Origin of the sequence: Parabacteroides sp. AF27-14 (assembly GCF_003635425.1) — a bacterium.
GTDB classification, from domain to species: Bacteria; Bacteroidota; Bacteroidia; order Bacteroidales; family Tannerellaceae; genus Parabacteroides; species Parabacteroides distasonis.
The window spans coordinates 93,210-108,553 of the sequence record NZ_QTLZ01000010.1; the positions used below are offsets into that span (position 1 = coordinate 93,210).

Below are 15,344 nucleotides of genomic sequence, written 5' to 3' on the forward strand. Positions count from 1 at the left end.
CAATCCTCACATATATAAAAAACCGTTCCTTCTCGGGGGAACGGTTTTTTTAGTTTCAGCCCACGACATCCTCGACCACTTTCCGTAACCTATCCAAGCTCATCTCGCCGGATTGTCTCCACAAAGCCTCCCCTTTCCGTAGCAGGATAAAAGTAGGAATCGATTCCACCGTATACAAATCGGCAAGAGCGCTCTCCTCCTCGATATTGATTTGTACCACTTCTAATTTTCCTTTCTCCAATTCCTTGAACTCCTTCACGATCGGCATCATTTTCTGGCAATGAGGGCACCAATCCGCATAAAACTCAGCCATGACCAAAGCACCGGTCTCCATAACGGTCTTATTCCGCTCTTCCCTATTCAATTCTTTCTCTTTCATAACATCATCTGTTTTAATTGTATTGATAACTCAACAATACGAAAAAACAAAATGTTTATGTTTCTAAAGAAATACTTCTTACATTTGGAGAAGAAAAACAGATTGGGTTCATATGAGGAAAATAACCGTTATCATAGCCTTATTCCTTGCTGCCATTCAGATTGTTTCCGCCCAGAAAGTAGGGTTGGTACTCAGTGGCGGCGGTGCCAAAGGAGCGGCACATATCGGAGTGATCAAGGCGCTGGAAGAAAATAATATACCGATCGATTACATTACCGGTACCTCCATCGGGGCGATTATCGGTAGTTTATACGCCATGGGATATTCCCCCGAGGAGATGCTGGAGCTAATGCTTTCCAAGGAGTTCTCCTATTGGCAAACAGGTACGGTGGAGGAGCAATATACCTATTATTTCAAGGAGCCTTACCCGACCCCGGAATTCGCGCATTTCTCCATCGATATGTCCGATTCCCTACAGATCAAGGCTAGCTTCTTACCGCAAAGCTTAATCAATCCCATACAGATGAATCAGGCGTTCATGGCCTTGTTCTCGCAGGCGACGGCAAAGGCGGGGTGGAATTTCGACAACCTGTTTGTCCCTTTCCGTTGCGTGGCCTCGGATATATATACTAAAAAGCCGATCATCTTTAAGAATGGGGATCTGGGAGACGCCGTACGTGCCTCCATGACTTTCCCGTTTTTCTTCCAGCCCATATGGAAAGACAGTATTCCTTTATTCGATGGAGGTATCTACGATAATTTCCCGGTAGGCCCGATGAAAGACGCGTTCCACCCGGATTTCATTTTCGGATCGACGGTATCGGGAGGGAATAAAAAGCCTTCGGAGAATCCTTATAACCAGATCGAGACCATGATCATGCAAAAGACCGATTACGAGGTACCGGAGGAAGATGGCATGATGATTAAATTCAGTTTTCCCACCGTCTCCTTATTGGATTTCCAGAAAGGCAAGGAGCTTATGGACATCGGGTATAAACGTACCCTTTCCATGATCGACTCCATCAAGCAACGGGTTCCCCGGGAAGTGCCTTTAAATGAGGTTACCGAAAGAAGAAAAGCCTATAAAGAGAACCTTCCCCCGCTGATCTTCCGTAATATTTACGTGACGGGCGTATCCGAGGCCCAGCGTAAATACATAGAGGCCCAATTACACAGGGATATCAATAACGAGTTCTCCATGGAAGAGTTCAAGCGGGCTTATTTCAAGATGCTGACCTATTCCAAGATTAGGGAAATCATGCCGCATGCCGTTTATAACCGGAAAGAGAAGAAATTCGATCTTTATCTGGACGTGAAGATGAAAGAAGAGATCACGGTTGGCTTCGGTGGAAACGTATCGTCTCATCAAGCGAATCAATTATACCTAGGATTGGGGTATCAATATCTGGGACGGTTCGCCGCCGACGTAAACTCGAACTTTCAAGTGGGTAACTCCTTTAGTGGTGTCATGTTGAGTGGCCGGATGTACCTGCAAACGCAAATCCCCACTTATTTAAATTGGCAAGGAGTCTTCTCGGACAAGAAATATACGGAAAGCCAATCCCTCTTTTATGAGGATATAGTGCCCGCCATGATTAAGCAGAAAGAACTGTACATGAAACTAAAATTAGGCTTCCCCTTCCTCAACCACGCGAAAGCGGAGATCGGGTTCGCCTACGGACGGTTGAACGATTTCTATTTGCAGAGCACCACGATACCTTTCCCGAACGCCTCTTTCGACCATAGCTGGTACGATTTATTCAGCGGTTCGTTAAGTATCGAGCAAAACTCACTCAACGCCAAACAATACCCGATAAGCGGAAAACAGCAATTCCTAATCGCCCAATACGTAACCGGTACGGAGAAGTACACTCCATCCCCCACTTCCGCCACGACGGAAGCCCCGATTGGTCGCAAAGTGCATAGCTGGCTGCAACTGAAAGGGCGCTGGAACCAATACCAGACGCTGAGCAACCGTTTCAACTTAGGTTATTTGGCGGAAATGGTCATATCCAGCAAGAACCTCATGAATAACTATACGGCTAGCGTATTACAGGCCCCGGCGTTTACCCCGACACCCCATAGCGAGATTGTATTCAACGAGGCGTTCCGGGCGAACCAATATGTGGCTTTCGGGCTTTCCCCGATCTTGAAGTTAAGCAAGCTTCTGCACTTCCGGTTGGATATGTATGGCTTCGCTCCGCTCTATGAAATACAAAAGACGGTGCCGGAAAACAACCCGTATGTCGGAATCCCGCATTATGGTAAGTTTTTGCACTCGTTTAATTATATGGGTGAAGCGGCGGTCGTATTGCAATTGCCATTTTTATGTATAAGTCTGTACGCCAACGGATACAGTTATCCGAAGGAGAATTTCAACTTTGGCTTAAACATTGGTTATCTGATCTTCAATCCAAAAATGTTAGATTAAATTCGCAAAAAAGTAGTCGAAACGTTTGCATATTTAAAACAAAAACGTACCTTTGCACTCGCAATCACGAAACAATGGCCGCGTAGCTCAACTGAATAGAGTAGCTGACTACGGATCAGCCGGTTACAGGTTTGAATCCTGTCGCGGTCACCATTCGAAGATAGCAATAGAATATATCTTGGCTCCTTAGCTCAACTGAATAGAGCATCTGACTACGGATCAGAAGGTTAAAGGTTTGAATCCTTTAGGAGTCACTTGAATATTCAAATTCATTTACAGATTGGCTCGCTAGCTCAACTGAATAGAGCATCTGACTACGGATCAGAAGGTTATAGGTTTGAATCCTATGCGAGTCACTTGAGAATCCTTATTTCATCCAGCGTCTTCGGAAGCAATGAAATAAGGATTTTTTCAATTTCTACCGGTCGTATCATTATTATTCATATATTCGCAGTTAATACAAAGAATATTTTATTTAAGATAAAAGGTAAACACTTGAAAGCACACTATAAAACTTCTATAGCCATAAGTCTAATCGTCATTATCGTATTAGTGATCTTACGTACCACTGTTACCGGACAAGATAGCATCAAATTCATCGACGATACCGATGATCAGCCAATAGATCAACAAAACAGCGACTCTATAGACCTTCGTTATTCCAATGAGTATCAAAGTTGGAAACAAACCTCGGACACGACTTTCCGCAGTTTGTTTAATGGGAACCAACAAGCTGATATCTTGGCCGAACATCCCGTAATGGTGGTATTATGGGCAGGATACGCTTTCTCCAAAGATTATCTAAGTCCCAGAGGGCATATGTATTCCATAGAAGATCTATACAAAAGCCTGCGGACCGGCTCTCCCATGACCCCGACGAGTGGCCCCCAGCCTGCCGCATGCTGGGCATGTAAAGTCCGGACATACCCCGCTTATTAACGACCACCGATGCCAAGACCTTATATAAGAAGAAATGGGCGGAGCTAGGCAACGAGATCGTAAATCCAATCGGATGCGCAGACTGCCATGAACCGCAAAGCATGGGATTGCGCGTGACCCGCTCATTCTTGAAAAGTGCCTATAAGCGCAACGGATTACGTATAGAGGACGTAACCGAGCAAGAGATGCGATCTCTAGTATGCGCCCAATGCCACGCCGAATATTATTTCCAAGGAGAAGATCGTATACTAACCTTACCTTGGGATCAAGGTTATACGGTAGAAAATATAGAAGCCTATTACGATAGCATAAACTTCACCGATTTCACCCATAAATTAAGCCGGGCACATTTGATAAAGGCGCAACATCCGGATTTCGAGTTATTCCAGATGGGCATTCACGGGCAAAGAGGCGTTTCCTGCGGAGAATGCCATATGCCTGCTGTCGGGGAAGATGAGAACCGGTACAACAACCATCATATCAAAAGCCCGTTGGCGATGATAGACCGTACTTGCCAAGCCTGCCACCGGGAAAGTGAGGAGACCTTACGCAAGGATGTTTATGAACGGCAAAACAAAGTCTACGCCATACGCATGCGTGTAGAGGAAGAATTGACAAAAGCCCATATAGAAGCGAAATTCGCTTGGGACAAAGGCGCTACGGAATCTCAAATGAAAAACGTATTAAAACTGCTCCGGCAGGCACAATGGCGTTGGGACTTCGCCGTGGCCTCACATGGGGCGGCTTTCCACGCGCCCCAAGAAGTCACACGTATCTTGGGCAGCGGACTCGATAAGGCTACCCAAGCCCGCATCCAGATCATGAAGGTCTTAGCGCAGCTAGGCTATACCCAAGATGTTCCGATGCCGGATATCTCCACGAAAGCGAAAGCCCAGCAATATATCGGCCTCGATATGGAAGCCGAGCAACAGGCCAAACAAAAGTTTTTAGAAACCGTCATCCCCCAATGGCAGGAAGAAGCGAGGGCCAATAAACGATTCATCGAAGGTAATTAAGTTCTTTCCTCCAGCTCCAATCCCGGGGTATAAGGTAGCGAGATCGTAAACTTACTACCTACGCCAACCTCGGATTCCAACGATATGCTTCCATGAAACGTATGAACGATACTCTGGCAGATCGCTAACCCCAAGCCTGTACCTTGGGCAAACTCATCCAGTTTCTGGAAACGCTCGAATACCTTTTCCTTTTTATCATCAGGAATGCCCTTACCCGTATCTTTCACGGAAATAAGGATCGATTTTCCATCTGCGCTAAGTTCATATCCGATCTCGATATATCCCTTAGCGGTAAACTTCACCGCATTATTAATGAAATTGGTACAAACCTGCGTCAACCGGAAATGATCCGAACGGATGATAAGAGGTTCATGGGGAACCCTTATCTTTAACTCCACTCCCTCCGGCATCATCAATTGATGCGTATGGAAGATATCTCCCATCAGTTTACTCAGATCGAGGTTCTCATAAGAGAAAGACATGCTACCGGATTCTATGCGTGATAGATCCAAGATATCGTTGATCAGCTTAAGCAACAGGTCACTGTTTTTGGTAATCAGATCTATAAACTCCGCCTTTTCCTCCGGTTCCAAAGGCATATCCGAATTGAGCAATTAGGAGAAGCCTACGATCGCATTCAGAGGCGTACGTATCTCATGGCTCATATTCGCCAGAAAGACTAATTTCATCCGATCAGATTCCTCCGCTTTCCGGCGGGCGGCTATAAGGCTATTCTCCGTGTCTTTTATCCGCTGGATATTCAAGCATAAGCCACTTACCTCAACAGCTTCGTCACCGGAAACCGAATCTTTCTCATTCTTATTTTGGGCATAGCGAAATTCCCACCACTCATACCCCTTCTTATTAAAGTTACAACGACGTTGCGTCACTTTCCGGGATAGAAAGCCACTATCCAGCAGATTCCGGTCTCGAAGGAAATTATCCAGTTCTTCAGGATGTATAGCATCCTGAAACTCCTCGATTTTCATCGGCACACAGGGCATACCTAAGTAATGGTAGAATCTATTATCAAACTCGAATACCCCTTTGCTATACCGAAAAGCGAAAATGTTGCCGCTATCCAACGCAAAAGAAAGAAAAGTCTTCTCCCTTTTTAACTTCTCCTGCGCATCCTTCTTATGTAAAGCCTCCTGTATATATCGCTTTCTTTGGTAACTAAAAAGCAGAAGCAACATCACCAACAGAACAAAGCCGGCAGCCCATATATAATATTTATATTGAACGACAAACGGCATATTCGCAATAATAGCTCCTTCCGGCAATTTACTACTATCAATGCCCCAGCGTTCTAACACACCGTAATCAAAAACATAAGCCTTGTTACTCTCTTCGATTTGCGGAAAATCGGACGGGGGCGTTCCTTTCAAGATAGAGACGACCCGGTTTACAGCTGCCTCTACCTCATCCTTAAAGACAGTGACATACCCGCCAACTATGCCATTCTGATTTCCGATCAACTCATTGATCACGGAGAAACATGGAAAGGCGCTGAGCCGCCCCAACGAGATTGTCATATAATCCCTCTTGGTTGCCAGATACGCTTTATTATAATAATTCTCGCCGAATCCCTTAATCAGGGCATTCGCCGATTTCGTACTGAGTGTGCTTATATACATCGTATCCGGCTTTATCTTAGGTATATCCGATATCGAAATCCCGTTCTTTCCGGATAAACGTACCCGATCCAAGGAATATATATTGTTCACGGCACAAATATCCTGAATCTGCGCATTCATGTCCGCCAGCATCATATTATCCTGAAAGGTATCGTCCGAGACTCTTATGACGATGCAATTACCAACAAGCCGCCGTATCAATTCTATATTCCTCTTATAATCCGGTTTATCATAAAAGCCCATCATATTCGGATATTTCCGGATGATCGGGATATTGGGATAACTAACCCCCATAAACACGACCGGGATCGATTTAGCGAGGGGATGCCTGCTACTTATCAAAGCGTTCAAGGCTTGATCGTCATTGACCAGAATAATATCCGGGTTCCATGTCGATAACTCATTCAGTTTCTTGAATAATTTCTGTCGCTGTTGCTTCTCCGAATATTGCTCACAATCCAAATAAAAAGAATAGACACTCGCATGTATCCCCTTCTTCCGCAAATCACTCGACATGATTTCCTTCATCTTCTCATAGGCGGGAAAATGTTTTTCGTAAGATTGAATCACGAGTATACGCTTCTCCTCCGATAAGTCTGTAGAGGATTTACATGATATACAGGTAACAAAGAGAAATATGATGGATATTATTCCAAATAAGCGCTTAGCTGGCATATCGTTCCTTTAAGGTGTTTTCTATGACTTTACAAAACTAAAGATTTATTTCGTACATTTGAGCATATTTTTCACGAAATACAATCAAAACATCAAATATATGAAACAAGAAATCCAACTGAACGAACACAACAAGCAAGAGTATCCTCCTATGCACACGGCGGAACATATCTTAAACCAGACAATGGTACGGATGTTCGGATGTCCCAGATCCAAGAACGCGCACATAGAGAGGAAGAAGTCTAAATGCGATTATCTATTGGCGGAAGAGCCCAGCGCGGAGGTCATGGCCGAGGTTGAGAAGAAGATAAACGAGGTGATCGACCGGCACCTGCCCGTAACCATCGAGTTCATGCCAAAAGAAAAGGCCGGCGGTATCGTGGATTTAAGTAAATTGCCCGATGATGCCAGCGACACATTACGTATCGTACGCATAGGCGATTACGATGCCTGCGCATGTATCGGATCGCACGTGGCGAATACATCCGAGATCGGACATTTCAAGCTGTTGAATTACGACTATGCTGACGGGAGATTACGGCTACGTTTCAAATTGGTATAAAATTTAAAGCAAGCGCAAACGGTCAAATAAAAATATTTTATGTAAGTTTGCAAGCGATTAAAGGAACATTTTAATACAGACATTAAATACAATAGTTATGCAAACAATTGACAATTTCAATTTTGCCGGCAAAAAGGCATTTGTAAGAGTTGACTTTAACGTTCCATTGGACGAAAACTTCAACATCACCGACGACACTCGTATGCGTGCCGCTCTTCCTACATTAAAGAAGATCTTAGCGGATGGTGGTAGCGTAATTATCGGTTCTCACCTAGGTCGTCCGAAAGGCGCTACTGATAAGTTCTCCTTAAAGCACATATTGAAGCACCTTTCTGAGTTGTTAGGCGTAGATGTTCAGTTTGCAAACGACTGTATTGGCGAAGAAGCCGGCGCTAAGGCTGCCGCTTTGCAACCGGGCGAAGCTTTGTTGCTTGAGAACCTTCGTTTCTACGCTGAGGAAGAAGGCAAACCAAGAGGTTTGGCTGAAGACGCTTCTGACGAGGAGAAGAAGGCTGCCAAGAAAGCCGTTAAAGAAAGCCAGAAAGAGTTCACGAAGAGATTGGCCTCTTACGCTGACTGCTATGTAAACGACGCGTTCGGTACCGCTCACCGTGCTCACGCTTCTACGGCTTTGATCGCTGACTACTTCGATACGGACAACAAGATGTTCGGTTATTTGATGGAGAAAGAAGTGAAGGCTGTCGATAAGGTTATGAACGACATCCAACGTCCGTTCACCGCTATCATGGGTGGTTCTAAGGTTTCCTCCAAGATCGAGATCATCGAGAACTTGTTGAACAAGGTAGACAACTTGATCATCACGGGTGGTATGACTTATACTTTCACGAAAGCGCAAGGCGGTAAGATCGGTAAGTCTATCTGCGAGGACGATAAGCTGGATCTTGCTCTTGATTTAATCAAGAAAGCGAAAGAAAAAGGCGTAAACTTGGTATTGGCTGTTGACGCTAAGATCGCTGACGATTTCAGCAACGACGCTAAGACTGATTTCGCTCCGGTAGATCAGATTCCTGATGGTTGGGAAGGTCTTGACATAGGTCCGAAGACCGAGGCTATCTACGCTGACGTTATCAAGAACTCTAAGACGATCCTTTGGAACGGTCCTACGGGTGTATTCGAGTTCGAGAACTTTACGCACGGATCTCGCACGGTTGGCGAGGCTATCGTTGAGGCTACGAAGAACGGCGCTTTCTCTTTAGTAGGTGGTGGCGACTCTGTTGCTTGCGTTAACAAATTCGGTTTGGCTAACGGCGTATCTTACGTTTCTACAGGTGGTGGCGCTCTTCTTGAGGCTATAGAAGGTAAGGTTCTTCCGGGTATCGCAGCTGTAAAAGGCGAGGCTTACAAATAATCAGATAAGTAAGTGATTTAATAAAAAATCCCCCGGGACGCTCGGTATTCATCGAGATGTCCCGGGGGATTTCTTTGATTTAGTTCCGTATTAATCTTGTTTCAAGATCAAGGCGGAAGAGGCGCTTACGGTAGTTTTACCCTGTACGGAACCTTTACCGTCCAGATAAATCCGACCGTCTTTACAAACCGGAATCCATGTTCCTTCCGGCAGAGAAACCGTTACCGCCTTCCGGTTCCCGTTAAAGATAACCATAATCTTCTTCCAACTATCCCCGTTCGCATGTTCCCCTAAGGTATACGCTACGACACCGGGCTGGTTCACTTCTTGGAATTGAAGGGCCTCCCTCACTCCCTCGGCCGTGGCGATACGGAAAGCCGGGTGCGACTTACGAAGGGCGATCAAATCCTTGTAATAGTTGAAAACATCCTTGTTTTTTGCCTTTAAAGACCAGTCGATCTCATTGATTGAATCGGGCGATTGATAGCTGTTATGTACGCCCTTCTTATCGTGCAGCAACTCCTCTCCTGCCCGCATGAAGGGAACTCCTTGCGAGGTGAAGATGATGGTCTGGGCCAACTTGCCGAATCGTATCAACTCATCCGGGGTAGCGTCTTTCGGGGCCGAGAGCTTCAACTTATCCATCAAACAAAGATCATCGTGGCAAGAGACATAGTTGATCACTTGCGTAGGCTTGTTCGCATAAGGCGCTTTGCAATATAATATTTGGTTATAGTCGATTTGCGGATGGCGGATAGCGCCTACGATACCGAACTTAATAGACTCCTCGTTACCTTCCGGCTTTCCGGAGGCGAAACCGGCCTGTGTAGTCTCGAATACGCTTCCTTTTAAAGCATCCCGCAGGTCATCGCTAAATACGGCCACGTCATTCAGTTTCGGGGCGTTTACCTTGATCGCCCTCTGATCCTCCGGTAGCGGGGAATCGCTGGCGGTCCAGCCCTCGCCGTATACGAAGATGGAAGGATCTAGTTTGGTTAACTCGGCTTTTACCTCGTTCATGGTCTCTACGTCATGGATGCCCATCAAGTCGAAACGGAAACCATCCACATGGTATTCCTCGGCCCAATATTTCACGGACTCCACGATATAGCGGCGTACCATCGCCCGCTCCGAAGCGGTCTCATTACCACAGCCGGAGGCATCCGAATAGCTTCCGTCCGGTTTATAACGGTAGAAGTAACCGGGAACGGTCAAACTGAAATTCGACCCATCCCCCACGAAGGTATGATTGTAAACCACGTCCATGATCACACGGATACCATTCCGGTGCAACCCCCGCACCATCTCCTTGAACTCACGGATACGAGCCTCGGGATTGTAAGGATCGGTGGAATAGCTCCCCTCGGGGGCGTTATAGTTCTTGGGATCATACCCCCAATTGTACACATTATCTTGCAAGCGAGTCTCGTCCACCGAGCCATAATCATAGGAAGGAAGGATATGGACATGGGTAACGCCCAACTCCTTCAGATGATCCACGCCGGTAGCCACGCCGCCCGGCCCTTTCGTGCCCTCCTCCGCCAAGGCGAGAAACTTACCTTTATGCGTCACGCCGGAGTTCGCGGCGATCGAGAAATCCCGATGATGCATCTCGTAGATGATAATATCGGAGAAGCTTTTCAACTCGGGAGATTTATCCGCCTCCCAGCCCTCCGGATCGGTAGCCGCCCAATCGATCACGGCCGCACGGTTTCCATTCACCCCGACGGCTTTCGCCCAGATACCGGGAGTCTCATCCAGCCATTTATCGCCGATACGGATCTGGAAGGTATAGAAGGAGCCTTTCAGATCCTCGCTCACGGAGATACGCCACGTACCCTTATCCGAGGATTTCATCGGCAACCGGCGGACAGGCTCCCCTCCTTCACCGGAGGCGTAAAGATTCAAGCGGACTTCTTCCGCTGTCGGGGCCCAAAGGGTGAACACGGATTTCGTGGGAGAATAGAACAACTCCAGATCGTCTCCCTCATAGGAAGGGTATTCATCAAAGGATTTGTATTCTTTCGGCGAGTTGCAGCTAAGCAACAGCGACAGGTATATAGATACCGGAACTAAGTGTCTCGTCATGGCTGATTCAGTAATTTGTTTTCAATCACAAAGATAGAAGATTCGAACCGGATTCGCCAACGAAACAGAAAAGAAGAGGCGAAAAATCTACCGCAAACGTTTTCGCCTCTTTCGTTCATTCATGCTATATTAAAACGGAACCTCGTTGCTGCTACCTTGACTTAGGAAATCAGCTCCCGGCGATGGGATCGGGGGCATCGGGTCTCCACCGTTCATGGTTGAGGAGAATTCCCTTACCGCTATATCTTCCTCTACGTTCATAAACTTGGCGAACTCGCTCTTAAAGCGCAGCCGGACATCCCCCACGGCACCGTTACGATGCTTGGCGATAATGATCTCGGCAAGACCGATCAGAGAATTTCCCCGCTCATCTTCCGTAATCTTATAATATTCGGGACGGTGGATGAAACATACCATATCGGCATCCTGCTCGATAGCTCCGGACTCACGCAAGTCGGCTAGCTGCGGACGCTTACCTTCCACGCCTTGACGGGCTTCCACACCACGGTTCAACTGCGACAAGGCGATGATCGGGATATTCAATTCCTTGGCCAATCCCTTCAACGAGCGGGAGATCGTACTCACCTCCTGCTCACGGCTACCGAAGTTCATACCGCTGGCGTTCATCAACTGAAGGTAGTCGATAATGATACATTTAATGCCATGCTCACGCACCAGACGACGGGCTTTCGTCCGCAGCTCGAAGACGGACAAGCTCGGGGTATCGTCCACGAAGATCGGGGCGTCGTAAAGCTCCTTGATCTTAAAATCCAGCTGTTCCCACTCGTAGCTCTCCAAGCGTCCGCTCTTGATCTTCTCGCCCGGTATCTCGCAGACATTCACGATCAGACGGTTTACCAACTGCACGTTACTCATCTCGAGCGAGAACAGGGCGACAGGCGTATTGAAATTCACCGCCATATTCTTCGCCATGGAAAGAACGAAGGCCGTCTTACCCATGGCCGGACGGGCGGCGATAATGATAAGGTCTGAATTCTGCCAACCGGAAGTCATCTTATCCAACCCCTCGAAGCCCGTACGCAATCCGCTCAGACCTTCCTTCTGGAGGGCCGCCTTTTGCAACATCTCCATAGCGTCCTTGATGACGGGGTTGATCTGGGTGACATCCTTCTTTACGTTACGTTGCGAGATCTCGAACAACTTGCCCTCCGCCTCTTGCATCAGGTCCTCTACATCGAGCGTCTCATCAAATGCCTTTCCTTGGATCATCGCCGTGAAAGAGATCAACTCCCTCGCCAGATATTTCTGGGCAATGATCCGGGCGTGATACTCGATATGGGCGCTACTGGCCACCTTGCTGGTAAGTTGAGAGATATAGAACGGTCCGCCTACATCCTCCAATTCTCCCCGTTTCTTCAATTGCTCCGTTACGGTAAGCATATCCACGGGACGCTGGCTCAACGCCAAGTCTACGATAGCGGCATAAATCTTCTCATGCGCTTTCTCATAGAAACACTCCGGCTTCAAGATCTCGCTGACGATCGAGTACGCGTCTTTCTCCAGCATCAACGCACCCAACACAGCCTCCTCCAACTCACGGGCCTGTGGCTGAAGACGCCCCATATCGGGGAGCATCTCCACAGGCTTTTTCCTTCCTCTTCCTGTATTTCTTGTTCCTTCTGCCATCATTCTTTCTATTTGGGGAGTCAAAGGTAATATCTTTTACCCATTTCTGAAAAAGATTCTTTATATTTAGGAATTAAAACCTGTCGAATCATGAAAGCGTATTTTATCGGATTTGTTATCATGGGAGGTTGCCTATTATACGGCTGCCATACCAAACAAAAGAAAGGGGAAAACAGTAGCGACTACTCAGCCGACTCCCAATCCATAGCACGGCAAGATACCCTACCGTTACCGACTGATACCCATGCCGCATCTTCAGTTTCCACGGAAGGATGGACCGCCAAGCAGATACGGGACAGCATAGAATTGTTCTTCGGCAAGGAATACGATACCCTTCCCCCGCATCTACGGAAGATCCGCGGCAACCTGACCTCCCTCTGGAACACGGACGACTCCGTCTTCCTACAGCTTATCATAGCGGAGAAGGAGTATGTGGAGGCTTTCAAGACTTACGTATTCAATTCACCCCTCATCCGGATCGGCGGAGGCCCTTACGACCGGCCACCCGAGGAAGCTATCAGCATGGACACCACCCACTTCTCCATGCGAGTAAGACCGAACGTCTACCCAACCAACATCGAGCGGATCGAGATCGCTATCACCAACCATACCGACCTGGAAGGGATGGGAGGCGAAGAGTATTTCATCGAGCGTTTCGACGGGAGGGCATGGAAAGGAATCCCGCAACCCACCGCCTTCGTCGCTCTCGGCTATCCGATCTTTCCTAACCAGACAAGAGACGATTTCTCGGCCACCTTGATGCCTGAGCTCAAGGAAAACCCTCCGGGATTGTACCGGGTGCGCAAGACCGTCATCACCGGACAGGGCGCCGGCATCGTCCATTATCCTTTGGCCGCCACGTTCTACCTATCCGATAACCCGGAAGATTATGAGGAATACACACGCTTCGCCAGCCGGCTCCACGAGCCTCGCCCCATGGCCGAGTTCAAGGGAGGAAGAGAAGCCATGATCCGTTTCTTCGAACAGAACCTGCGTTATCCCGAATCTTATAAAGGTACGGGCACGAAGGTACGACTCTTCTACTCCTTCACGATCGATTCCTTAGGAATGTTACAGAATCCCGTAAGCCTACCCGAGAATATACTGTATCCTCGCGATACGGGGAAAACCTATGATGAGTGCCGCGATGAAGCCTTACGGGTACTCCGGTTGATGCCCGCATGGGAACCCGCCGTAAACCGTATCCATGGTCCGGTCAGCATAGATACCGGGCTCTTCTTCTACTTCAACGAAGAGGGGAAATGCGGGATTGAATAAACGGCCAGTACTGCCTAAGAAGTATTGGAGTACTTCTTAGGCAGTACTCGGGTACTTCCATGAAAGTACTCCAGTACTATTACCAGAAGTATCGCAATACTCTCAGAGAAGTAAGCCTATGCTAACGTAAACTGGCAACAATATTGCTGTCAGCATACAGCGACATAACTTTACTTACGTAAAAAAGTATTATCTTTGCACCCGTAAAAAGTAATTTTCAAATTATGGACGACAGTATCCCGCTAGAAACAGAACAGAGTATGAACTAACGAGGCGGAGGGTTTCATTGATCCTCTGCTCGGATTAAACACGAAAGGAGGCAATAATGAGACAATTTCTTTATTGTGAGGCCGGTTATGTGGAGAAGAACCAATGGCTTCCTAACAGTTGGGTAAACGTAGAGTGCCCGACTCCCGAAGATCTTCAATTCTTGATGGATCGATTTAACGTACCCGAATCATTCTTGAGCGATATAGCCGATACGGACGAACGTCCCCGTATCGAGTACGAGGGGAATTGGTTGCTTACCATCTTACGTATCCCGTTGCAGAACCAAGATCATGACATCCCGTTCAATACGGTGCCGATCGGTATCATCACGAACAATGAGATCATCGTAAGCGTATGTTACCATAAGACGGACTTGATCCCCGATTTCATCCGTTATACCCAACGGAAGGAACTCCAGATTAAAAACAAGTATGAGTTGATCCTCCGGCTGATCCACTCATCGGCCGTATGGTTCCTTAAATACCTGAAACAAATCAATTACGCCGTCACCGAGGCGGAAAAGGCGTTGGAGAAAAGCATCCGCAACGAGGATCTGCTAGCGTTGATGAAGCTGGAGAAGAGCATGGTATTCTTCAACACCTCCATCCGCGGGAATGAGGTGATGCTGGCCAAGCTCCAGAATATTTTCCAAGAGCCGGAATATATCGACAAGGATTTAGTGGAGGACGTGGAGATCGAGTTGAAACAGGCCCATAACACGGTAAATATCTATAGCGATATTCTTACGGGTACGATGGACGCTTTCGCCTCTATCATCTCCAACAACGTGAACACGATCATGAAACGTATGACATCACTTTCCATTATCTTAATGGTTCCGACATTAATCGCTAGCTTCTACGGGATGAACGTCCCGATCTACATGGAGGATATGCCGCATGGTTTCGTGGTTATCATCTTGCTCTCGATCTTGCTATCCGCTACGGCCTTTTTTATATTCAGGAAGATCAAATGGTTCTAGGATATCAAATAAATAAACCGGACGCAGATCACCCGTGCTTGTCGGTGTCATCTGCGTCCGGTAAATATCAA

General features: G+C 47.2%; 8 protein-coding genes, 3 tRNA genes and 2 pseudogenes. 9 read left to right on the top strand and 4 right to left on the bottom strand.

Annotated elements, in window-relative coordinates:
• Nucleotides 1-55 precede the first annotated feature (55 nt).
• Complete coding sequence (locus DWY79_RS12245; RefSeq protein WP_005862963.1) at nucleotides 56-379, bottom strand: co-chaperone YbbN; 324 nt, start codon at nucleotides 377-379, stop codon at nucleotides 56-58.
• A 112-nt stretch (nucleotides 380-491) separates the two neighbouring features.
• Between DWY79_RS12245 and DWY79_RS12250 the strand changes: the two genes are divergently transcribed.
• From DWY79_RS12250 to nrfA, 5 genes and pseudogenes are all read left to right on the top strand, one after another.
• The gene (locus DWY79_RS12250) at nucleotides 492-2,810 is read left to right on the top strand and encodes a patatin-like phospholipase family protein (protein WP_009275054.1); all 2,319 of its coding nucleotides are present in this window, start codon (nucleotides 492-494) and stop codon (nucleotides 2,808-2,810) included.
• A gap of 76 nt (nucleotides 2,811-2,886) precedes the next feature.
• Nucleotides 2,887-2,963, top strand: a tRNA-Arg gene (locus DWY79_RS12255).
• A 27-nt stretch (nucleotides 2,964-2,990) separates the two neighbouring features.
• Nucleotides 2,991-3,064 (top strand) — tRNA-Arg (locus DWY79_RS12260).
• Nucleotides 3,065-3,092: 28 nt separating this feature from the next.
• Nucleotides 3,093-3,166 (top strand) — tRNA-Arg (locus DWY79_RS12265).
• Nucleotides 3,167-3,467: 301 nt separating this feature from the next.
• A pseudogene (nrfA, locus tag DWY79_RS12270) lies at nucleotides 3,468-4,765 on the top strand (ammonia-forming cytochrome c nitrite reductase); the annotation flags it as partial.
• On the opposite strand, the pseudogene DWY79_RS12275 reads toward nrfA, so the two are convergent.
• Nucleotides 4,762-7,077: pseudogene (locus tag DWY79_RS12275) on the bottom strand (ATP-binding protein). The pseudogenes nrfA and DWY79_RS12275 overlap by 4 nt on opposite strands.
• A 100-nt stretch (nucleotides 7,078-7,177) precedes the next feature.
• On the opposite strand from DWY79_RS12275, the gene DWY79_RS12280 reads away from it, so the two are divergent.
• On the top strand, nucleotides 7,178-7,639 hold the full coding sequence (locus tag DWY79_RS12280) for a hypothetical protein (RefSeq protein WP_005862967.1): 462 nt from the start codon (nucleotides 7,178-7,180) through the stop codon (nucleotides 7,637-7,639).
• Nucleotides 7,640-7,736: 97 nt separating this feature from the next.
• Nucleotides 7,737-9,008, top strand: coding sequence for a phosphoglycerate kinase (pgk, locus tag DWY79_RS12285; protein WP_005862970.1), 1,272 nt, complete (start codon nucleotides 7,737-7,739; stop codon nucleotides 9,006-9,008).
• 90 nt (nucleotides 9,009-9,098) lie between these two features.
• Here the strand turns inward: pgk and pulA are convergent, their stop codons facing one another.
• The gene (pulA, locus tag DWY79_RS12290) at nucleotides 9,099-11,096 is read right to left on the bottom strand and encodes a type I pullulanase (RefSeq protein WP_122369409.1); all 1,998 of its coding nucleotides are present in this window, start codon (nucleotides 11,094-11,096) and stop codon (nucleotides 9,099-9,101) included.
• A 129-nt stretch (nucleotides 11,097-11,225) separates the two neighbouring features.
• Nucleotides 11,226-12,743, bottom strand: a complete 1,518-nt coding sequence (gene dnaB / locus DWY79_RS12295) for a replicative DNA helicase (protein ID WP_008779715.1) — start codon at nucleotides 12,741-12,743, stop codon at nucleotides 11,226-11,228.
• 90 nt (nucleotides 12,744-12,833) lie between these two features.
• Here dnaB and DWY79_RS12300 point away from each other — a divergent pair, with 90 nt between their 5' ends.
• Nucleotides 12,834-14,021: an immunoglobulin-like domain-containing protein gene (locus DWY79_RS12300; protein ID WP_122369410.1), complete on the top strand. Its 1,188-nt coding sequence runs from the start codon at nucleotides 12,834-12,836 to the stop codon at nucleotides 14,019-14,021.
• Between the two features lie 325 nt (nucleotides 14,022-14,346).
• Nucleotides 14,347-15,273, top strand: a complete 927-nt coding sequence (locus DWY79_RS12305) for a magnesium transporter CorA family protein (RefSeq protein ID WP_005862977.1) — start codon at nucleotides 14,347-14,349, stop codon at nucleotides 15,271-15,273.
• The last annotated feature ends 71 nt before the right edge of the window (nucleotides 15,274-15,344 follow it).